Annotated in this window: 18 protein-coding genes and 1 pseudogene; 8 read left to right on the top strand and 11 right to left on the bottom strand. The window is 73.7% G+C overall.

Annotated elements, in window-relative coordinates; genetic code table 11:
• Positions 1-44: 44 nt before the first annotated feature.
• From QQ657_RS01590 to QQ657_RS01580, 3 genes are all read right to left on the bottom strand, one after another.
• The gene (locus tag QQ657_RS01590) at positions 45-533 is read right to left on the bottom strand and encodes a RipA family octameric membrane protein (RefSeq protein WP_284740193.1); all 489 of its coding nucleotides are present in this window, start codon (positions 531-533) and stop codon (positions 45-47) included.
• 105 nt (positions 534-638) lie between these two features.
• Entirely contained in the window at positions 639-1421 is a 783-nt protein-coding gene (locus tag QQ657_RS01585; RefSeq protein WP_284740192.1) for a hypothetical protein, read from the bottom strand.
• A gap of 106 nt (positions 1422-1527) precedes the next feature.
• Entirely contained in the window at positions 1528-2412 is an 885-nt protein-coding gene (locus tag QQ657_RS01580) for an SDR family NAD(P)-dependent oxidoreductase (RefSeq protein ID WP_284740191.1), read from the bottom strand.
• Between the two features lie 93 nt (positions 2413-2505).
• On the opposite strand from QQ657_RS01580, the gene QQ657_RS01575 reads away from it, so the two are divergent.
• On the top strand, positions 2506-3168 hold the full coding sequence (locus tag QQ657_RS01575) for a TetR/AcrR family transcriptional regulator (RefSeq protein ID WP_284740190.1): 663 nt from the start codon (positions 2506-2508) through the stop codon (positions 3166-3168).
• Here QQ657_RS01575 and QQ657_RS01570 read toward each other — a convergent pair whose 3' ends face one another.
• From QQ657_RS01570 to QQ657_RS01545, 7 genes and pseudogenes are all read right to left on the bottom strand, one after another.
• A complete protein-coding gene (locus tag QQ657_RS01570; RefSeq protein WP_284740189.1) occupies positions 3169-4047 on the bottom strand; it encodes an SIS domain-containing protein in 879 nt (292 codons plus the stop codon).
• A gap of 20 nt (positions 4048-4067) precedes the next feature.
• Positions 4068-5375, bottom strand: a complete 1308-nt coding sequence (locus QQ657_RS01565) for an alpha-glucosidase/alpha-galactosidase (protein ID WP_284740188.1) — start codon at positions 5373-5375, stop codon at positions 4068-4070.
• Positions 5376-5514: 139 nt separating this feature from the next.
• A pseudogene (locus QQ657_RS56605) lies at positions 5515-5583 on the bottom strand (hypothetical protein); the annotation flags it as partial.
• A 68-nt stretch (positions 5584-5651) separates the two neighbouring features.
• A complete protein-coding gene (locus QQ657_RS01560) occupies positions 5652-6530 on the bottom strand; it encodes a carbohydrate ABC transporter permease (RefSeq protein WP_284740187.1) in 879 nt (292 codons plus the stop codon).
• Complete coding sequence (locus tag QQ657_RS01555; RefSeq protein ID WP_284740186.1) at positions 6527-7441, bottom strand: carbohydrate ABC transporter permease; 915 nt, start codon at positions 7439-7441, stop codon at positions 6527-6529. Before QQ657_RS01555 ends, QQ657_RS01560 begins: the two co-directional genes overlap by 4 nt.
• A gap of 9 nt (positions 7442-7450) precedes the next feature.
• Positions 7451-8716, bottom strand: coding sequence for an ABC transporter substrate-binding protein (locus QQ657_RS01550; RefSeq protein ID WP_284740185.1), 1266 nt, complete (start codon positions 8714-8716; stop codon positions 7451-7453).
• Positions 8716-9543, bottom strand: coding sequence for an endo alpha-1,4 polygalactosaminidase (locus QQ657_RS01545; protein WP_284740184.1), 828 nt, complete (start codon positions 9541-9543; stop codon positions 8716-8718). The genes QQ657_RS01550 and QQ657_RS01545 overlap by 1 nt, the downstream gene beginning before the upstream one ends.
• Before the next feature lie 250 nt (positions 9544-9793).
• Between QQ657_RS01545 and QQ657_RS01540 the strand changes: the two genes are divergently transcribed.
• The 4 genes from QQ657_RS01540 (at position 9794) to QQ657_RS01525 (ending at position 13486) form a co-directional block, all read left to right on the top strand.
• Complete coding sequence (locus QQ657_RS01540; RefSeq protein WP_284740183.1) at positions 9794-10882, top strand: sensor histidine kinase; 1089 nt, start codon at positions 9794-9796, stop codon at positions 10880-10882.
• Positions 10875-12053 (top strand): hypothetical protein, encoded by a 1179-nt coding sequence (locus tag QQ657_RS01535; protein ID WP_284740182.1) that lies wholly within the window; start codon positions 10875-10877, stop codon positions 12051-12053. The genes QQ657_RS01540 and QQ657_RS01535 overlap by 8 nt, the downstream gene beginning before the upstream one ends.
• Positions 12038-12688, top strand: a complete 651-nt coding sequence (locus tag QQ657_RS01530) for a response regulator transcription factor (protein ID WP_284740181.1) — start codon at positions 12038-12040, stop codon at positions 12686-12688. Before QQ657_RS01535 ends, QQ657_RS01530 begins: the two co-directional genes overlap by 16 nt.
• A 171-nt stretch (positions 12689-12859) precedes the next feature.
• Positions 12860-13486, top strand: coding sequence for a hypothetical protein (locus QQ657_RS01525; protein WP_284740180.1), 627 nt, complete (start codon positions 12860-12862; stop codon positions 13484-13486).
• Between the two features lie 49 nt (positions 13487-13535).
• Here QQ657_RS01525 and QQ657_RS01520 read toward each other — a convergent pair whose 3' ends face one another.
• Positions 13536-14618, bottom strand: coding sequence for a DUF8189 domain-containing protein (locus tag QQ657_RS01520; protein ID WP_284740179.1), 1083 nt, complete (start codon positions 14616-14618; stop codon positions 13536-13538).
• 215 nt (positions 14619-14833) lie between these two features.
• On the opposite strand from QQ657_RS01520, the gene QQ657_RS01515 reads away from it, so the two are divergent.
• The 3 genes from QQ657_RS01515 (at position 14834) to QQ657_RS01505 (ending at position 21444) form a co-directional block, all read left to right on the top strand.
• The gene (locus tag QQ657_RS01515) at positions 14834-17791 is read left to right on the top strand and encodes an AfsR/SARP family transcriptional regulator (protein WP_284740178.1); all 2958 of its coding nucleotides are present in this window, start codon (positions 14834-14836) and stop codon (positions 17789-17791) included.
• 169 nt (positions 17792-17960) lie between these two features.
• Positions 17961-20186 (top strand): hypothetical protein, encoded by a 2226-nt coding sequence (locus QQ657_RS01510; protein ID WP_284740177.1) that lies wholly within the window; start codon positions 17961-17963, stop codon positions 20184-20186.
• The gene (locus QQ657_RS01505) at positions 20179-21444 is read left to right on the top strand and encodes a hypothetical protein (RefSeq protein ID WP_284740176.1); all 1266 of its coding nucleotides are present in this window, start codon (positions 20179-20181) and stop codon (positions 21442-21444) included. Before QQ657_RS01510 ends, QQ657_RS01505 begins: the two co-directional genes overlap by 8 nt.
• Positions 21445-21449 lie beyond the last annotated feature (5 nt).

The following is a 21449-nucleotide window of genomic DNA, read 5'->3' as shown; positions in this document are numbered from 1 at the left end:
CCTCTCAAGCCGACCCACGTCACACCGGACGACGACGCGGGTACTCAGCGCCAGAACGGCAGGCAGACCCAGTACGCGGCCGCCACGACGGGAACGAGCAGGAAGAGCACGGTCGCCGGAACACCGGTGACGCGCTTCGACGGCAGCCGGCCCGCCTCGGCCACCAGCCGTTCGCGCATCCGCAGGCGGATCCTCGGCGAGGCGATCGCGGCGGACCAGCTCGCTTCGAGCCCGGCCTCGATCTCTTCGATGCGCTTGCTGCTGATCTGCCGGACGGCCCGGATCCGCCACAGCATCGCCATCCAGCCGAGGGTCACCACGAACCCGAAGAAGGCGAACAGCACGAGCACGGCGGGCGGCAGCCGGGACACCTCACCGGACGCCGCGGAGACGGCGATCAGCGCGCTGTTCAGCGTGATGAGCAGGCCGCCCGTGCGGAAGTAGATCTGGTCTTCGTGGAAATAGTGCGCGGAGAGCAGCTTGTATTCTTCCAGCAGCCAGGCTTCTTCGCGCTCCGGCAACGGTGACGTCATGCCCGTGAGTCGCCGGCCGTCGTCGCGGCGGAACACCACGCACTCGTTCGGAGCAGCGGCCGGGGGCGCCGCCCGGTTCGGACAGCGCCCCCGGCCGGTCCGGCCCTACCGGGACTTGTTCTCGGTCTTGCCCTTGCCCGCGGCCGCGTGGCCGTTGGCGCCGTTGGCCGGCTTGGGCGCCGGCGGCTTCGGGGCCTCGGCCGGCTTGGGAGCCGCCGCGGCCGGTTGCGCGGGCGCCGGCGGCTTCGGGGCGTCAGCTGGCTTGGGGGCCGCGGCCACCGGCTTGGCCGGCGTCGGCGGCACCGCCTGGTCGGCCGGGGTCACCACCTTGTCGGCCGGCACCGGCGCCTTCTCCTCTTCCTCCACCAGCGGGTTCGACCGCTTGACCTGCACGACGGCCACGATCGCGGCGGCCACCGCGCCGAAGGCGAGCACCCACGGCCAGCGGGCCCGCCGGGTGCGCTCCCCGCGTGCCACGCTCTTCGCTTCCTCCAGCGCCACGGCCAGGTCCCGCTTCGCCGTCGCGACGGCCTTGCGCCGCTTGCGGTTCGAGTCGTTCGCCGAACCGGCCACCGTCGCGATCGCCTGCGCCGCCTTGCGGCCCGGGTCACGCAGCTTCACCGCGCGGGAGAGCACCTCGTCGCGGGCGGCGACCGAGTGCTTCCGCACGTCCCGGCGGGAAGACCGGGTGCTCTTGTCGAAGTCCTTGGACGCCGAGCGGCCGACCTTCGCCAGCTCGTCCGCGCCTTCCGTCAGCTTCCGATCGGTGATCTCCACCGCGCGCGCGGCCGCGGCCGCACCGACTCGCGCCGCCTCCGCGGCAAGATCCCGGACGCCGGCCGCCGCTGTCTTCACCGATCGCCCGACCGGAGCATCGCCCTGGCCCATGTGATCACCTCTCACTAGTCCCGCAGGCAGGGGCCTGCTCAGTCTCACTCCTGTGGGCTACCCACCAATCCGCCTTCCGGAACCTCGGACCACCCGTCGGTGTCGGTCAGGCCCGCACGTCGGGCAGGCTCTTGCCGCGCTGCAGGCGCCACGCGTCGCCGGATTCGTCGTCGTCCGTCGAGCTGCTCAGGTGGGCCCACTTCGCGTCGGTGTCGACGCGGTGCCGCCACGCCTCGCGGCCGTACTCGTAAGCGTCGCTGCCCGCCAGCAGGCGCAGCGGCGGCTCGTCGAGGCCCGCGACCGTGAGCACCAGGTCGGCGACCTTCCGCGGGTCGCTGTTCGCGTGCTTTTCGAAGTCGGCCATCGCGCGGGCGGACGCGCCGACCGTCGCCTCGTACGGCTCGCTGATCGGCGGCGTGACCATCGACGCGCCGCCCCAGTCGGTGCGCATGCCGCCCGGCTCGAGGACCGTGAGCTTGATGCCCAGCGGGGCGACCTCGGCGGCGAGCGCTTCGGTGAACCCGCCGACCGCCCACTTCGCCGACTGGTACGCCGTCATCCCGGGGCTGCCGACGCGGCCGCCGACGGACGAGATCTGGATGATCCGCCCGCCACCTTGCCTGCGCAGCACCGGCACCGCGGCCTTGGTGACGTACACCGTGCCGAGGAAGTTCGTCTCGATCTGCCGGCGGAAGACGTCGAGCGTCGTGTCCTCCAGCGACACCCGGTCGCCCTGGCCGGCGTTGTTGACCACGACGTCGATCCGGCCGAACGCGGCGACGCCGGCGGCCACCGCGGCTTCGGCGGCCGAGGCGTCGGTGACGTCGAGCGGCTCGACGTGGACGCGGTCGCCGTAGCGGGCCACGAGGTCGTCCAGGGCCCGCGGGTCCCGGGCGGTCGCGACGACGCGGTGCCCGGCGTCGAGGGCCCGCTCGGCGATGCGCCGGCCGAGGCCGCGGGACGAGCCGGTCACGAAAAACACTGAACTCATCGGAAGCTCCTTCGTTAACGCAACGTCTTTGCGTTAACCCGAACATAGCTCCGCCTCCGGGTTAAGTCAAAGCGGTTGCGTTATCGTGGACGCGTGCCCCAGCCCCGCCAGCGCGCCCGCTCCGACCAGGACAAAGAGGTGCGCAAGACCGCCCTCCTGACCGCCGCGCGCGAGCTCGCGGTCGAGCGCGGCGTGCGCGAGGTCACGCTCACCGAGGTGACGAGCCGGGTGGGCCTGCACCCCTCGGCGCTGCGGCGGTACTTCGAATCCCGCGAGGAGCTGCTGCTCGAACTCGCGGAGCAAGGCTGGGCCGACTGGCGCTCGCGCCTGCTGGCCGACCTCGAGGGCCGCCGCTTGGACCCGGTCGAGGTCGCCGAGGTCGTCGCCGGATCGCTGGACGCGCTCCCCCTGTTCTGCGACCTGCAGACGCACGTCGGCCTCAGCCTGGAGGGCGCGGTCCGGTTGGAGCGGGCGCGGGCCTACAAGACCGCGGCCTCGGCGGCGTTCGACGCGATGACGGCGGCCCTGGTCGAGACGGGGGCCGGCTTGGACGCCGAGGGCGCGCGGACCCTCCTGACGGCGGCGATGAGCTGCGCGGCGTACCTCTTCCAGCTGTCCCGGCCGTCGCCGACCCTGCGCCGGCTGTACGACGAGGTGCCGAGGTGGGCCCACAGCGCGCTGCGGTTCCGGGAACAGCTGACGACGCTGCTGCGGGCGGTCGCCGTGGGAGCCGCCCGGCAGGCGGGCAACGCCTGATCAGCTCGCCAGCACCACCGACCGGGTCAGGTGCGCGGGCCGGTCCGGATCACGGCCGGCCCGCTCCGCCAGGACGACCGCCAGCCGCTGGATCGCGACCAGCTCGGCCAGCGGGTCCAGCCCGCCCTGGCGGAGGAACGCGCCCGTCGCCTCGATGCGGGACACCAGGTCGGCGTCGAGCGGGGCCAGGCTCCAGACCGCGCGGCCCGGGGCCGCCACCGCGATCGGGCCGTGGCGGTACTCCATCGCCGAGTACGACTCCGTCCACCACGCCGCCGCCTCGCGGACCTTCAGCGCCGCTTCGTTCGCCAGCCCGACGGACCATTCGGTACCCAGGAAGGAAATCTGGGACGCCGTCACAAAGGCGTCGAGTGGCTCGGCCAGCGCCCGAGTGACGTCGCCGAGGGCCCGCTCCACCGGCAACCCCAGGTGGGCGCGCAGGAGCAGCAGCTGCGTCGTCGGGAAGCGGGTCTGCACCACCGAAACCTCGTCGGCGTACGGCAGGCAGACGACGTCGCCGGACAGGCGGGCCGCCGGCGAATCGGCCACCGCGGTGATCGTCGTGACGCGGGTGCCCGGGCGGACGCGGGCCAGCGCGTCGAGGATCTCGGTCGTCGTGCCGGAGCGGGTCATCGCCAGCACCCGGTCGTAGGGCCGCCCGAGCTTCGCCTCCGACGCCGCGAAGACGTCGGTGACGCCCTGGCCCGCGTCTTCGCGCAGCCGCGCGTAGCTCTGGGCCATGAACAACGACGTCCCGCAGCCGATGACCACCACGCGCTCGCCCGGCGCGGGCAGCTTGGGCGCGTGCTCCGGCAGCTCCCGCAGGGCGCGCGCCCAGCACGCGGGCTGGCTGGTGATCTCGTCGAGGGTGTGCGACATGGTTCTCCCGGTCTCGAGGGTCAGCGGCCGAGGGTGGCGCGCAGGGCGGGCTGGAGGCGGTCGCCGTGCGCGCGGACGAGGTCGTCGCACAGCTCGAAGATCCGCTCGACCGGCAGCGCGGCCGCCGTGGCCGGATCGGTCATCGCGGCGTGCCGGATGTGACGCGGGTCGTCCTCGACGGCCGCGCGCACGACGAGTTCGTTCACGCTCAGGTACGTCCGGTTGAGCGCGGCGAGCTGCGGCGGCAGCGCGCCGATCCGGGTCGGCCGGACGCCAGTGGCGTCGACCAGGCACGGCACCTCGACCACCCCGCCGGCGGGCAGGTTCTCGATCAGGCCCCGGTTGACGACGTTGCCGTAGACGGTCCGCGGGGTGCCGGTGAGGACACTGTGGACGATCTGCGGCGCGTACTCGCCGGTGCCTTCGACCGGCAGCGGCTCGTCGGCCGCGATCGCGTGCCGGGTGCGTTCGTACTCGGCTTCGTTCTCCGCGACGATGCCGAGGTAGTCCCCGACCGGCAGCCGCAGGCGCTCGATTTCGGAGTCGTGCTTGAGGTACCAGGGCACGTACTCGGCGGAGTGCTCGCTGGTCTCCGTCGGGTAGTAGCCGAGCCGCCGCAGCATGTCGAACCGGACGCGCCGCCGCAGCTGCTCGTCGGCAGCGGCCAGCTCGCGTAGCCGCGGGTAGAGGTCGGTGCCCGCGTGCTCCAGCCGCAGCACCCACGCCTGGTGGTTGACGCCGGCGGCGACGTAGGTGACCTCGTCGAACGGCACCCCGACGAGCTCGGCGAGCCCGTGCACGGTCCAGTAAACCGAGTGGCAGAGCCCGACGACCCGCGTCAGGCCGGTGACCTCGCTCAGGTACTGGACGTTCATCGCCATCGGGTTGGTGTAGTTCAGCAGCCACGCCTCCGGGCAGACCTCGGCGATGTCTTCGCCGAGTGCCTTGAGGAAGGGGAACGTCCGCAACGCGCGGAAGATCCCGCCGATGCCGAGGGTGTCGCCGATGGTCTGGCGCAGGCCGTAGCGCGCCGGGACGTCGAAGTCGGTGCGCGTCGCCTCCGCCATCCCGATCTGGACCATGTTCACGACGAAGTCCGCGCCCGACAACGCTTCCCGGCGGTCTGGGTGCGCCGTGAGCACCGGCTTGACACCCCGGACGGCGGCGATCCGCCGGGCCGCGGCCAGTGCCGTCGCCAGCCGGTCCGGGTCGATGTCGTGCAGGGCGATGTGCACGCCGTCCAGTTCCGGGTAGGCGAACAGGTCGGCGAGCAGGCCCTGGGTGAACACGACGCTGCCCGCGCCGACGAAGGTGATCTTGGGGGTCATGCGAGGTCCGATCCGGTGCGTTCGAGGTGGACGAGGACGTCGTCCCACGTGGCCGGCCTGCCGTGCCGCCGGGCGCGCGGACGGAGAAGCCGGCGTTGAAGCTGTCCCCGGCACCCACGGTGTCGACGGCATCCGCCGGGATGCCCGGGGCGAAGGTGAATTCGCCGTCACGGCAGGAAAAGGCACCGTCGGCGCCGTCCTTGACCACGACGGCGGGGCCGCGTGCAGCCAGTACCGCGGCGGCCTGCCGCGCGTCGGAGGTCGAATCGGTGCATCTCAGCCCTTGAGCCCGCTGGAGGTCACGGACTGGACGAACGTCTTCTGCGCGCCGAGGAAGGCCAGCAGCACGGGCAGGACGGTGATGACGTTGCCCGCCATCACCGCGGCCCAGTTCGTGTGGTGCTGGCCCTGGAACGTGGTGAGCCCCAGCTGCAGGGTGTACGTCGTGTCGTGGTTGAGCGCGATCAGCGGCCAGGTCAGGTCGTTCCACGTGGTCAGGAACGTCAGCACGGCCACCGTCGCCAGCGCTGGCCGCGACAGGGGCAGCACGATCGTGAACAGCACGCGCAGCCGCGAGCAGCCGTCGATCCACGCCGCTTCTTCGAGTTCCCGGGGCAGCGACAGGAAGAACTGGCGCAGCAGGAACACCGCGAACGGCGTCACCAGCGACGGCACGATGAGCGCGCCCAGGCTGTCGATCAAGCCCAGCTTCTTCATCACCAAGAAAGTCGGGATCATGGTGAGCTGGAACGGGATCGCCATCGTCGCGACCATCAACGCGAGCAGGGCCCGCGACCCGGCGAACCGCATCCGCGCGAACGCGTACCCGCCCAGCGCGCCGAACAGCAGGTTCGACACCACGGTGACCGCCGAGACGATCAGCGAGTTCCCGAACCAGCGCAGGAAGAGCGCGTTCTCGAGGACATAGCGGTACCCGGCGAAGTCCACATGGGACGGCCACAGCGCGGGCGGGAACCGGTTGATCTCGGCGTTGCTCATCACCGAGCTGAGCAGCAGCCACACCAGCGGCGCGGCGAACACCAGCGCCAGCGGCACGAGCAGCAGGTGCCACGGGCTGAACGGCAGCCGGGGCCGGCGCGGCACCGGCAGGACGCGGGTTGCGGGGACATCGAGCTGCGCCGGCTGTGTGGTCATCGGAGGGCCTTCCCGGGCCGCCGCAGCACGCGCAGGACGACCACGACGACGAGCAGGGCGAGCGCGAGCACGTAGGCCGACGCCGCGCCGTAGCCGGCGGTGAAGTTCTTGAACGCCTGCTCCCAGACGAAGTAGACGATGACCGTCGTGGAGCCGAGCGGGCCGCCCTTGGTCGTCACGTAGACCAGGTCGAACACCTGCAGCGACGTGATCAGCTGCCACAGCACGAGGAACAGCGTCACCGGCGTCACCGCGGGCAGCGTCACGTGCCGGAGCACGCGCCAGGTGCCGGCGCCGTCCAGCCGCGCGGCCTCGACCAGCGACGGCGGGACGTCCTGCAGCGCGGCCAGGTACACCACGACGCAGAAGCCCGTGCCGCTCCACAGCGTGATCCCGACCAGCACCAGCAGCGCCTGCGCGGGGTCGGTCAGGAACCCTTGCGGGGAAACGCCGAGATGGTGCAGGAGCGAGTTGGCCGCGCCGAACTGCGGGTCGAGGATGAAGGAGAACAGCACGCCCTGGGCCGTCGCCGACAGCACGAACGGGACCAGCACCAGCGTCCGGTAGAGCCCGGCCAGGCGGATGCGCCGGTTCAGCGCCTGGGCCAGCAGGAACCCGAACAGGATGCTGAGCGGGACGTAGAGCACCGTGTACAGCACGGTGTTCCCGACCGCCTGGGCGAAGTGCGGGTCCTGGGCGAGGGCCGCGTAGTTGTCCAGGCCGGTCCAGCGGCTCGGGGTCACCAGGTCGTCGACCTGGAAGGAGAGCACCAGTGACCAGGCGACGGGCACCACGCCGAGGCCGAGGATGATGAGCACGGCGGGCGAGACGTAGGCCCACGCCGCGGCGGTCTCGCGACGGCGCCGGCGTTGGACGGGTGTCACGGTGATGGGCCTCGGCAGTCCGGGCATGGCGGCTCCCTATCGCGGAATGATCAGGGCGGCGTTCGCGGCCGCGGCGCAGTCGCGCAACGCGTCGGCCGGCGTCGCCTGGCCGAGCAGCACGGCGACGATCGCGGTGCCGACGGCGGCCGACACCTGGGGGTAGGCCGGGTGCACCGGCCGGACGCGGGCGCTCTCCAGCGCGTCGACGAAGACCGGCAGACCGGGGGTCTCCGCGGTTTTCTCTTGCCACGCGGGCAGTTGCTGCGTCGCGCGGCTCAGCGGGAGGCTGCCCGCGCCGTCGTCCCAGCGGACGTCCTGGGCCGGGTCGGCCAGCCAGGACAGGAAGGTGCGCGCCGCCTCGACGCGCTCCTCGCCGTTGTCGAACAGCGTCCAGGTGTCCGGGCCCGAAATGGTCATCGGCCGGCCGCTGAAGCTGGGCAGCGGCACGATCGCGTAGTCGATCCCGGCGTCGGCGATGTCGGGCAGCTGCCACGGGCCGGTCGGGACCATGCCGATGTGGCCGGCTTCGAACGCCTGGTACATCTGCTCGCTGCCGGTCTTCGGGTCGAGGTAGACCGCCTTCGCCGCGGCGAGGTCGCGGACGACCTCCAGCGCCCGCACGCCTTGGCCCGCGAACCCGATGCCGCGCCCGCCCGCGCCGATGACGTCACCGCCGAGGTCCCACACCATCGGCCACAGCCGCCACACGGTGTCCTCGTCGCCGGTGGCGGGCCAGGCCGTGCCGAAGGTGCCGTTGCCCGCGTCGGTGAGTTTCCTTGCCGTATCGACGAAGTCGGCCCACGTCCAGCCCGCGGCGGGCAACGGGATCCCCGCCTGCTCGAACAACGTCTTGTTGCACACCACGGCCAGGGAGTCGAGCAGCGCCGGGACCGCGCGGACGCGGCCGTTGACGGTGACCGCTTCCCGGGCGGGCGCCCAGAAACCGGGGCCCGCGTCGACGAGGTCGGTGACGTCGACGACGCTCGGGCTGCGCGCGACGCTGGCGAGGTCCGAGCCGAAGACGTAGGCGATGTCCGGGAACGACCCCGACGCGAGCGCCGCGGTGATCTTCTGGAGCATCGCGTCGGCGAGGACGCCGCCACCCAGGTCGATCCGGATGCCGGGGTGCGTCCGGTGGAAGTCCGCGACGAGCGCGTCGAGGACCTTCTTGCCGGTGTCGGTCTGGCCGTGCCAGACCTCGACGGTGACCGGGCCGCCGGTGGTCCGCGCCGGGCCGCAGCCGGCCACGGCTGCGCCCAGAGCGAGACCACCGGCGCCGCGCAGGAATCCGCGGCGGTCCATCAGCAGGTCTTGCGGACGTAGCCGGCTTCGCCCTTCGGGACGACGTCGACGTCGCGGCGCACGATGCTGAGCGAGCTCCACCGGCTGCACGCGGTCTTGAGCCCGCCGTCGGTGTACTCGATCACGATCACGTGGTCGCCGAACGCGGGCGTGAACTCGTCGCAGTTCTTCTGCTGCCCGCACTCTTCGGCGATGGCGAAGTCGAGCCCGTTCGCCTGGCGCTGACCGGACAGTTCGGAGGTGTTCTTCTGGGCGATCGCCAGGCCCTTTCCGTGGGCGTGGGCGGACAGCAGACGGATGTAGGCCTGGGCGTTGCTGTCGGTCAGAAGTCCTTTGGAGCGCGTGAAACTGTCGTAGTTGTCGGGCTCGATCGCCTGGTAGCCCCGGGTGGCGCAGTCGTCGACCCAGGCGTTCACCTTGGCCGCGACCCGGGTCCGCTTGTCCGCCGTGCGGAGGTCGAGCAGGGCTTCGTCCCAGTCCTCGTCGATGACGACGTTGCCGTTGGCGTCACGGAGAAGCAGGTCGCCCCACTCCCCCTCGGCGCCGGGCTGGGCCTGGAAAGCGTTGACGTAGCAGATGTTGTAGAGGCCCGCGGCGGGCTGGGCGGTGTGGTCGCGGCTGACGACCTTGACGTCGCCCGCCGGGGTGTAGGCGCCGCCGATCTGGTAGTCGAAACCGGCCTTGACCGGCGGGGGCGTGACGGTGGCTGCCGGTGCCGCGGAGGCGGAACACGCGGTCCCGGCCACGACCACGACCGCCAGGGCGGCGCCGGCGAGGAACTGAACGCGGGAAGAGGGCATCATCGGGCTCCGGATGATGGTGGGCACGACCCCGCCTCGGACCACGAGCGCGTCCTGGCGACTCAGTCCGGGCTCGCGGCGGGGGCCGACATACCGGCTGGGCGTACCTCTGACGTCGGGCGTCCGTTCCGACGTGCTCAGCAGTAAAGCGAGCAACACCGGGCATGTCAAGTGCTCGATAGTGCAGGAAGTCCGCCCTTATTGGACAGAATTGCGCGTCGCGCGCGGCCTGGTAGCGTCCGATTTCCGCAGTTCGACCAGGGTCTACGGGGGTGTGATGACGGCCAGCGCGCCGGGGCCGGTCGAGGCGCAGTTCCGGGCTTCCGTCGCCCGGTTCGCCGGGCCCGCGCGAGCCGTCGCCACCGCGGCCGTCGGCGTCTTCGGGGTGGTCGCGGCACCGGGTGCGTTCCCGGCTTTCGGGCTGCTCGCGGTGACGCTCGTCGCGGGCGCCGCGGATGTCTTCGCCGGGCGGCGCACGTCGTTCGCGCTGGCGGTGCTGCGGGCCGGGGCGGTGGGCGCGTGCCAGCCGTGGATCACGTCGGTGCCCGGCGAGGCGAGCCTGTGGGCGGTGAACGTCCTCACGATCACGGCGATCACGTGGCAGTGGGAGCACCCGCCGCGGCTGACCGGGCCGGCGCTGGTGGTGCTGCTGGCCGTGGGGATCGCCGCGGGCGGCGGGGACTGGCTGCCGGTGGCGTTGCGGGTCGTGGTGGAGACCGTGCTGGCGCGGCTGGCGTTCGTGCTGCTCATCCGCTCGACGGCCCGCACGGACACGGCGCGCGCCGAGCAGGCGGCACTCGAGCGGGCGGCGGCGCTCGACCGGGACCGCCGTCGCCGCGAGCGCGAGTACTTGGCGCTGCTGCACGACACGGCATCGGCGACGTTCCTGACGGTGGCGTCCGGCGCGGCGGCCGACCCTTCGGCGGTGGCCGGGTATGCGGCCCGGGACTTGGCGATCCTGACCGGTTCACCCCGGGAGGAGGACACCCCGGCCGACCTGGAGGCGGGCCTGCGCGCGACGTTGGCGGGGCGCGCGGTGCCGGTCGAGGCGGTGTGGGAGCCGGTGCCGCTGATCCCGGCGTCGGCGGCGTTGGCGTTGGTGCGCGCGGCCGAGGAGGCGCTGCGGAACGCCGAACGCCATTCGGGCGCGGACTCGGTTTCGCTGCGGTTGGGCGCTTCGCCGGACGGAGTGGCGGTGACGATCACCGACGACGGCGCGGGCTTCGACCCGGCCACGGTTTCCCCGGCACGGCGCGGGGTCCGCGGCTCGGTGGTCGAGCGGATGCGCGCGGCGGGCGGGACGGCGGAGGTGGCGTCGAGCCCCGGCGCGGGGACGGTCGTGACGTTGAGGTGGTCCCGTGGCTGAAACCACCGCAGGCAACACTTCCCTCGAAACCGCAACCCATTCCGCCGTTGCACGCGGCGCCACCAACGACCTCACCGCAACCAGCGCCGCCGCTGATCCCGCCGTCCGGCTTGCCGCGGCCATCCGGATCGTGCTGCTCGGCGTCACCGGCATCATCCAGCTCGGCCTCGGGCTCGCTCCCCTCCTCCGTCACCACTCCGCCTACCGGCCACCCGTCCTCGCCGATCTCGCCTACGCCGCCCTCGCCGGGGTCACCGCCCTCTGCGCCCTCTGGGTGCTGCGCCGCAAGCCCCTCCCGGCCGCAGTCGCCGTCGGCGGGACGCTTGTCGTTCTGCTTGCCTCCTCCGCCGCGACCGCCGCGCTGCCGCCGGACTCCTTCTTCCGCGAACCTCACTGGTCCTTCGGGCTCGTCGGGTGGCATCTGCTCGTCCTGCTCGCCGATCGGCCGCCCGCCCTGCTCACCGCGCTCGCCGCCCACACCGCCGCCAGCGTCACCCAATTCCTGCTCGGCGGGGCGCCCACGCGCACCGAACTCGGCGATGCCGCGATCGTGCTCTTCGGCGTCACCGTCTTCCAGCTCGCCATCGCCGGGCTGATCCGCCTACTCGACCGCCGCGCGGGTGAGGCCGCCGCGGCCGCCGCCGAACGGGAACGCCTCGCCATCCGGGCCGCCCTCGCCGCGCAGGCCGGGCGGGATCTGCGCGCCGGGTTCGCCGGACAGCTCGGGGCCACCCTGCCGCTGCTGGCCGGCCTCGCCGACGGCACCGTCGACCCCCGCACGCCCGACGCCCGCGCCCGCTGTGCGCTCGCCGCCGCGCAACTGCGGCGGCTCTTCGCCGAAAACGACGACGTGCCCGATCCGCTGGTGCACGAGGTCACCGCCTGCCTCGACGTCGCCGAGCGGCGCGGGGTCGCCGTGACGCTCGCCGTGAGCGGTGACGTCGTCGACGTCCCGGCGCCGGCCCGCCGTGACCTGACCGGCCCCGTGCTCACCGCGCTGGCCGCCGCCCGCACCCGGGCCCGCGTGAGCGTGCTGCGCACCCCCGAGCTGGTGCGCGTCGCCGTGGTCGCGGACGGTTCCGCGGAAGTGACCGGATCCGCGGCGGTCCCCGTCACGTCCCACTCCCGGGACGGGCAGACCTGGATGGAGGCGCGGTGGCGACCCGAGTGACGGCCGTCGTGGTCGACGACCACCCGGCGGTGCGCGCCGGCGTGGCGTACTGGCTCGCGGCCGGCGACCCGCCGATCGACGTCGTCGCCGAGGGCGAGGACGTCAAGGCCGCCTGGCTCGGCCCGGGCGCGGCCGCCGACGTGGTGATCTTCGACCTGCACCTGGGCGGCCCCGCGCCCGCGTTCGGCGACCTGCGGCGCCTGGCCGAGGCCGGGCGCCGGGTGGTCGTCTACTCGATGCGCGCGGACGACGACGTCGCCCTGCAGTGCCTCGAACTGGGCGCGCTCTGCTACCTGACGAAGGCCGAAGGCGCCGGGCACCTCGTGGAAGCGACGCGGGCGGCAGCGCAGGACCGGCCCTACACCCCGCCCTCGCTGGCCGGGGCGCTCGCCGGCGACCGGTCGGAGACACGGCCCGCGCTCTCGGCGCGGGAGGCCGAGGTGCTCGTCGAGTGGTTCCAGTCGGAGTCGAAGGAGTTCGTCGCGCACCGGCTCGGGATCTCGGCCAGCACGGTGAACTCCCACCTGGAGCGGATCCGGGTCAAGTACGCGCGCATCGGCCGCGAGGCGCCGACCAAGGCCGCGCTCGTCGCCCGGGCCATCCAGGACGGCCTGATCGGCGTCGACGATCTGTGACCTCCGTGTGGTGCGAACGGCCCACACCGCCGGTGCTGCGTTCGGGTTAGCTTCCCGCTGACGGAGCCGCGAGGGCGCACCGTTCCCGGCCGCCGCGACCGACCTGGGGGCGGCCGCGGCGCTCGGCTCCGCCCGGCCGGAACCCGTCCGGCGGGCCTTCCGAGGAGATCCATGAAGCACGTCCGCACCACCGCCCTGCTCGCCGCCTGCGCCGCCGGCCTCCTGCTGTCCGCGTGCGGCGAGGAGTCCGGCCAGGCCGCGCCCGCCGCCCCCACCAGCGCCCCCGCCGCCCCGGCGTCCGACTCGGCGTCCCCCGAGTCCTCGACGGCCGCGGCCGCTCCGGCCGGCGACGTCACGAAGCCCGGCACCGAACTGAAGCTCGGCGAGCGCGCGGTGGTCCCGTTCAAGTACGGCACCACCAAGTCCGGCACGATCGCGATCACCGTGACGGCGATCGAGAAGGGCGCCAACGCCGACCTCGCGAAGTACGGCGACAAGGCCAAGGGCATCACGCCGTTCTACCTGCGTGCCACGGTCGAGAACGTCGACGGCGCCGACCTGGCCTACTCCTCGGTGAGCCTGCGCGCCCTCGGCACCGACGGCCGCTCGACCGGCGTGATCATCACCGGCAGCACCGACCAGTGCAAGTCCGGCACCGCGGGCAAGGACTTCACCAAGGCGGGCGCGAAGTTCGAGACGTGCACGCTGCAGGGTGCCCGCGAAGGCAGCGAAGTCGCCGCGGCGACGTTCGACAAGGGCGACGGCTACGACAAGTCCCCGCTGGTCTGGAAGAACTGACCCGGGCGCGGGAGCCACCGCCGGGTCCCGGCCGTGGCTCCCGCCCTCGTCACGGCGTGGACGAACACACCCGCAGCGGCCCGACCCGCGCTCCGGTCGGGAAGTTCGTCGCGGCCACCGACCAGCCGCCGAACGCGTTCGCCGTCGCTTCGGGGTTGTTCGGCGACGGCGTCCCGTACCCCTGGTCGACGACGATCCAGCCCGACCAGCTCGCCCCGCCGTCGAACGAGGAGTTGCGCCAGATCGGCCGGACGGGCGTGCGCACCTCACCGCCCCGGACGAACACGACCAGCTCGCCCGACCCCGTCGCCGCCGCCCCCGGCTCGGACACCGCGCCGCCCGGCGGTCCCGCCAGGTCGGACCACGGGCTCCAGGACGAACCGTCGTAGGAGATGCCGTACACCCTCGATCCCGTGCCGCGGACGAACACGTCGACCTTGCCCGGTCCGCGCGACACCGCGACCGGGTCGACGGAGAACCGGCCGCCGAGCCCGACCCAGGGACCCCAGCTGCCGCCGGTCCGCTCCAGGTAGTACAGGTCGTCGGCCTGGCCGCGGGTCACCACCGCGATGTGGCCCTGTGTCGTGGAAACGCCGATCGGGCTGGACGTCAGCACGCCGCCGAGGCTGGTGTGCGGACCCCAGGCGCCGTCCGCGAACTCCCGGTACCACAGCTGCTTGTTCGTGCCCCGGTAGAAGACGATGAGGTGCCCGGGCCGCTCCGACACCGCGTACGGGTTCCACGTGAGCTGCCCGCCCAGGTTCTGCCAGCCGGTCGCGACGCCGTTCTCGAACTGCATGAAGTACAACGCGTCGTCGCCGCCCCGCACGAAGGCCGCCGTGTGCCCCGCTCCCCACGAGACCACCGACGGCTCGGACCGCGACACCCCGCCCAGGTCCTGGAAGCCGAGGATCGTGTTCGTGCGCGGGTCCACCTGCGTGCGGAAGACGTTGCCGACGAGGCCGGTCTGGAAGATCTCCACCGGGCCGTCCGCCCTGGCCGCCAGCCCCGCGTCGTTGTTGTTGCCCCTGGCGAGTTCGGCGCACCCGGTGGCGGCCGCCGCCGTCGCCGGGCCGGACAGGGTCGCGGCCGCGATGGCGGCGACCGCGCAGATTGTCTTTGCTGTGCGCAAATTTCCTCCTAGCTCGAATGGAGACGAAGAGGAACGCCGGGTGGGCCCGTGACACGGTTACCAGATGCCCGACGTCCCGTTTCGTTCACGGGCAGGACTTTCGCCGCCGGTTCCACCCGGGAATGTTGTGGATGTGTTGTGGTCATCGAAATCGCGGCTCTACGATGCGGGGAGGGACAAAACCGGCAGAGCGCCCACCGGTCGGGGGAGGCAGCGTGGATTTCCGGGTCCTGGGGCCGCTTCGCCTGGACGCGGACGGGCAGGCCATCGAGCTCGGCGAGCCGCGCCGCCAGGCGGTGCTCGCCGCGCTGCTGTTCGAGGCGGGCCGGACCGTCGGAGTCGACGTGCTGGTGGACCGGGTCTGGGGCGAGTCCCCGCCCAAGCAGGTCCGCCGGTCCCTGCAGGCCCACATCACGCGGATCCGGCGCCTGCTCGAACAAGCCGATCCCAGCGGCGCCCGGGTGGCCAGGGACTCCGGCGGCTACCGCCTGGTGGTCCGGCCCGAGCAGGTCGACGTGTTCCGGTTCCGCAGCGCGCTGCGCGAGCACCCGTCCGACGCCGCCGCGCTGCGCGCCGCCCTTTCGCTCTGGCACGGCGAACCGCTGGCCGGCCTGCGCGGCCATTGGGCGGAGCGGACCCGGCGGGCCCTGCACCAGGAACACGCGGACGCCGTCGTGGCGTGGGCCGAGGCCGAGATCCGCGACGGCGACGCGGCGTCGACGATCGCCCGGCTGACCGAGCTGACCGACGAGCACCCGCTGCAGGAACGGGCCGCGGCGGCGCTGATGCGCGCGTTCTACGCCGTCGGCCGGGGCACCGACGCCCTCGCCCACTTCGAGCGGACCCGCCGGGCGTTGCGCGACGAGCTCGGGGTGGACCCCGGCCCCGACCTGGCCGCCGTGCACGAAGCCGTGCTGCGCCACGACCTCCGGCCGGTCGCGGTCGCCGCGGCCGTCCCCGCGCAGCTGCCCGCCGACGTCACGGCGTTCATCGGGCGGACCGGTGAACTGGCCGAGCTGGACCGGCTCGCCGGCCGGGCCGGCGGCGAACCGGTGATCGCCTGTCTCACCGGCACGGCCGGGGCGGGCAAGACCGCCACCGCCGTGCGCTGGGGACACAGCTCCCGCGACCGGTTCCCGGACGGGCAGCTGTACCTGGACCTGTGCGGGTACGACCCGGGCGAGCCGATGACCTCGACCGACGCGCTGGCCGTGCTCCTGACCGCGTTGCTGCCGGCCGGCACGGAGATCCCGCTGCGGCCGGCCGAGCGCGCCGCCCGGTTCCGCACCGAGGTCTCGGCCAGGCGGATGCTGGTCGTGCTGGACAACGCCGCGTCCGTCGAGCAGGTCCGGCCGCTGCTGCCGGGCACGCCTGCCTCGGTCGTCGTCGTCACCAGCCGCGACTCGCTCGGCGGTCTCGTGGCCCTGCACGGCGCGCACCGCGTCGAGATGGACCGGCTGCCGGCCGCCGACGCGGTCGCGCTGCTGGGCCGGCTGATCGGGGACCGGGTGGCCGCCGAGCCGGCGGCCGCGGCGGCGCTGGCGGAGCGGTGCGTGCGGCTGCCGCTGACCCTGCGCCTGGCCGCCGAGCACGCCGTGTCGCGGCCGGGCACTCCCCTGGCCCGGCTGGTCGACGAGCTGCGGGCGGCGCAGCACGCGCTGGACGTGCTCAGCGGCGGTAGCGACCGGCGGGCCGCCGTCCGGGCGGTGTTCTCGTGGTCGCTGCGGCAGCTGAGCCCCGGCGCCAACCGCGCGTTCGCCGTGCTCGGCCGGCACCCGGCGCCGCGCTTCGACGCCCACGCGCTGGCGGCGCTCGCCGGCTGTCCCCTGGAGGAAGCCTGGCGGCGGCTGGACGTCCTCGTCCGCGCGCACCTGGTGCACCCCGCGGGCGCCGACCGCTACGGCATGCACGACCTGCTCAAGGCCTACGCCGCGGAGGTCGGCGACGACCTCGACGAACACGCCGCGCTGGGCCGGGTCTACCGGTACTGCTTCGCGACCGTCTCCGCGGCGATGGACCTGCTGTACCCGGGGGAAGCCCACCGGCGGCCGTCGGTGGCCGCGCCGGCCGGCCCGGTGCCGGGGTTCCGGGACGCCGACGCCGCGCGCGAGTGGCTGGACGCCGAGCTGCCCACCTTCCAGGCGCTCGTCGCCCACGCGGCGACGCGGGGCCGGCCGCGGCAGGCCGTGACGCTGTCGGCGTTGCTCTTCCGCTACCTCGACGGGCACCACGAGGCGGCGGCGCTGGCGATCAACGGGCACGCCCAGGCGGCGGCGCACGCCACCGGCGACCGCGCGGCCGAGGCCAACGCGCGGATCGCGCTGGGCGGGGTGCACAACCAGGCCGGCCGGGGCGAATCGGCGGCGGCGGAGATGTGGACGGCCCACGCGCTCTACGACGAGGTCGGTGACGTGCTCGGCCAGGGGCGGGCGCTGGGCAACGTCGGGATCCTCGAGGAGAGCGCCGGCCGGTACGTCCCGGCGACGGGGTACTACACGCGGGCGCTGTCGATGTTCGACCGGGTCGGCGACGCGACCGGCCGCGCGCACTTCCTGACCCGGCTCGGCACGGTCGAAGTCCGGACCGGCCGCAGCACCGCGGGCCACCACCACCTGCGGCAGGCGATGGTGCTGCACGAGCGGGCCGGCCACCGCTTCGGCGAAGCGTGGGTGAAGGTCGGCCTGGGCGAGCTGGCCGCCCACGAGGGCAACCCGGCCGAGGCGGTCCGCCAGCACGCGGAAGCGGCGGACCTGTTCGGCCGGCTCGGCCACGGCGACAGCGAGGCGTGGGCCATCGACGGCCTGGCCCGCGCCGAGGCGACGAGCGGCGACGCGTTCGAGGCGGCCGCGCACCACCGGCTGGCGCTGGACCTGTTCCGCCGCAACGGCGACCGGCCGGGCGAAGCGTGGGCCCTCAACGGCCTCGGCGAGGCCTGCCGGGCGTGCGGCTACCCGGCCACGGCCCGCGACCACCACACGTCGGCACTGGCGGTGGCCACGAGGACCGGCTGCCACGAGCAGATCGCCCGGGCCCACCGGGGCATCGCCGGGGCCCTCTCCCGCACCGACGCGGAATCCGCGCGGCAGCACTACGAACGGGCGATCGCGATTTACGCCGAGCTGGAGCTGGCGGCCGCTGACGAGACGCGCGCGGAGCTGGCCGGCCTCGGCTGACGACGTCGCGCGTGCGGAAGCCTGTTCCGGCTGCCCGCACGGTCTTTCCGGTGCACGGCACCAAACCGAGGTACACCGCCGCTCCTGAACCCACTGTCGACGAATTGTCGACGGGTGGTGGAACCGTGGTCCGGTATCAGAGGAGTCCGGCGAGGCGAGGGAGTTCCAGATGAGCATGCCGATGCTCAGGCCGTACGGTCCGGGCGGCGAGGCCGGCGACCCCGTGATGACCGAAGCGGGCGCGATTTCGCCCTTCGCACCGGTGACCCTGTCGGGCGACGCCGAGCCGAGACCGGCTCCGCCGCCCGGGCAGGTGCTGCACTCCCCGTTCGCCGAGGCCGCGTCCGCGGTGGGTGCGTCCGACCTGGGTGCCGAGGCGACCGGTGCGCTGCTGGCCGAGCTCGACGACGCCCGGTTCGCCGAAGCCCTGGAAATGCTGGAGGACGACGTCGCCGCGCGGCACCTCCAGTCGATCGGCACCTGGTCGAGCGAATCCGCGGCGCCCGTCCTCGCCACGGCCGACACCGCGCAGTGGATGGCGGAACTGGCCGAAGAAGCCGACCGCATGCTCGGCGCACTGGAAGAACACTTCGGGGACCGGCCGGCGGATTCCGTGCAGGCGAGCGAAATCGACGCGGTCGCCGGCTACCGCGAGGCGGACGGTTTCACCAATCCGCTGACCTCCCAGCAGCTTTTCCTCGGCGGTCTGCTGGACAAGGCGAAGAAACTGGCGAGGGGCGTGGGCAAGCTCGCGCGGAAGGGGCTCGCCTTCGCCGGCAAGCTCGCGCTGGGCCCGCTGTTCGGGCTGCTCCGCAAGCTCGTCCGGCCACTGTTGCGGAAGGTGCTCGACAGCGCCATCGGCCGGCTGCCCGAGTCCCTGCGCCCGCTGGCCACGCAGCTGGCGGCCAAGCTGCGGGGCAGCGGCGAACTGTCCACTGAGGACACCTTCGCGGAGGAGTTCGACCGCGAGCTCGCCGCGGCCGTCACCACCCCCGGCGAGGCCGGCCGGCTGCCCGCCGGGGACCCGGAGTTCACCGGCGACGACCCCGGGCCGGGGCACGACCTGGACGACGCCCGTGCCCGGCTGTCGCGCGAGCTGGCCACCGCCGACCCCGGCGTGCCCCCCACCGAGCAGCTGGAGCAGTTCATCCCCGTGGTGATGGCGGCGCTGCCGCTGATCCGGACGGGCATCGGCATCATCGGCCGCGACAAGATCGTCGACGCGATCGCCGGCCCCCTCTCCCAGCTGATCTCGGGCATGGTCGGCGCGGACGCGGCCAAGCTGCTGTCCCGGCACATCGCCGGCGCCGGGCTGGGGCTGCTCGGGCTCGAGGCCGGCGGCGACGGAACCCTCGGCGGCGAGGCCCTGGTGGCCGCGGCCGAGGACACCGTCCGGCAGGTCATGACGCTGCCCCCCGAATCGCTGGGGCACGAGCTGCTCGTCGAGACCGAGGTGCAGGACGCCTTCGCCGAAGCGGCCGCCCGGCACCTGCCCGCGGCGGTGCTCCGCGCCGAGCTGGTGGGACCGGACCACGGGGTGTGGGTCATGATGCCGCGCGCGACCCGGCCCTGCTTCCGCTACAAGAAGTACGGCCGCGTCATCCCGGTCCGGCTCACCCGGCCGATGGCCCGCGCGATCGTCCTGTCCGGCGGCGAGACGCTCGAACGGCGGCTGCTCGAATCCGGCGTCCAGGCGTGGCCGGTCGAGGGCGAGGTGGAGCTGTACGAGCTGCTGGCCGGCGGCCGGCCGGGCCACATCGCCGCGTACGAGTCGGCCGACGGCGCGAACGCGGCCGAGTTCGAAGAGCTGACGCAGACCGCCGCGATGCTGCTGACGGGCAATCCCCGCCTGGCCGGGACACACCGGCACGGGCACCACCGCCGGGCGGGCGGCCGGTACTTCCGGTTCCGCCGCCAGGGACGTCCGCTGCACCGCGGGCACCGGCAGGGCTTCGTCGTGGGGTTCGACCTGACCGCGCCGCAGCCGGTGCTGCGGGTCAACCTGCTGATCGGCGAGCGGGACAGCCACGAGCTCGCGGCCCAGCTCCAGCGCCGGCAGCTCGTCCAGGTCGTCTCGACCGTGCGGCGGCTGCTCGACGACGCCGCGCTCCAGGCGATGACGACCCGGCTGGAACGGCTGATGACCAAGCACGGCATCACCGCCCCGGTCGGCGTCGGCAGGCAGCTGGCCCAGCGGCTCGCCGACGGCATCCTGCGGACGGTGTCGGAGCAGCTGCCGGCGTCGGCCCAGACGCTCGCCCAGGCGGCCCAGGATCCCGCCCCCGGGGCGACGTTGACCTTCACGTTCTCCTTCGCCGACCGCGCCGCGGTCGCCGCGGGCACGCCGGCCGGCGACCCGGCCGTCACCATCCGGCCGGGACTGCACCGTGACTGACCTCGCCACGGACCGGCAGACCGAGGCGGAGCTGGTGCACTGGCAGCTCGCGGTCGAAGCGCTGGCCGATCTCGACACGGTGGCCGCGCCCGAGGCGTGGCAGGCGCTGGAGGACTACCTGCAGCGCCAGGTCCGGGGCCGGCTGTCGGAGGTGGTCGCGGTGCTGGTCGCCGAGGGCCGGGCGCTGCACCGCAGGCTCGGCGCGGACGGCGATCCCGCCGGGATCCGGCAGGCGGTCCTGCGGCTGCGCACCCGGTACCTCCAGGTGGAGACGATCCTCGACTTCTACGGCGACGCGGTGAACAGCCGGACGAACCCGGCCCTGCGGGCACTGCTGCGCGGGTACGACACGCTGGCGGGCGACAGCATGGCCGCCGTCCTGAACCGGCTCGGCATCGAGTCCCCGCCCGCGCTGATCTACCTGGACCGCGGGCTGGGCGCGGCGATCCTGCGCGCCGGGATCCGGCTGTGGGACCACGGTCACCCGTCGCCGGCCGCGGCGATCAAGCTGACCCGGCACAACCTCGCCTACCCGACCGCGCTGCTGCACGAAACGGGCCACCAGGTGGCGCACCTGACCGGCTGGACCACCGAACTGGCCGACTCGCTGGCCGCCGTGCTCGCGCCGCGCTCGACGGAGCTGGCCGAGCTGTGGCGGGGCTGGGCCGGGGAGATCGCCGCCGACGTCCACGCCTTCGCGCAGGCCGGGTGGGCCCCGGTGGCCGCGTTGGCGAACGTCGTCGACGGTCCGACGCAGGCCGTGTTCCGGGTCCGGTTCAACGATCCGCACCCGTTCCCGTTCCTGCGGGTGATGCTCAACGCCGAGCTGTGCCGCAGCTGGTTCGGGGCCGGGCCGTGGGACGACGTCGCCGCCGTCTGGCGACAGCGGAACCCGCTCGCCGACGCACCCGGGGACGTGGCCGCGCTGACCCGCCTCAGCCTCGCCGCGCTGCCGGACGTCGTCGACGTCTGCACCCGCCGGCCGATGGCGGCTTTCGGTGGCGCGCCGCTGTCGGCACTGCTCGATCCGCGCCGCGTGTCCCCCACCGCGCTGGAGTCGCTCGCCCGGCAGGCCGGTCCGTCGCTGCTGGCTTCGGCGTACCTGAGACGGCGTGAACCGTTGCGGATCCTCGCCCACCTCTCCACCCGCGCGGTGCTCGAACCGGCCGCCGCGGCCGAGCACCAGGCCCGGCTCCTGGCCTGGGTCACCGATGTCGGTGCCGAGGCCGCACCGCGCTCCCACCACCAAGCCGCTTGACCGGA

It is taken from the genome of Amycolatopsis ponsaeliensis (genome assembly GCF_030182635.1).
GTDB classification, from domain to species: domain Bacteria; phylum Actinomycetota; class Actinomycetes; order Mycobacteriales; family Pseudonocardiaceae; genus Amycolatopsis; species Amycolatopsis ponsaeliensis.
Note: the sequence above shows the minus strand (reverse complement) of the source record. Positions and strands in the feature narration are given on the sequence as shown.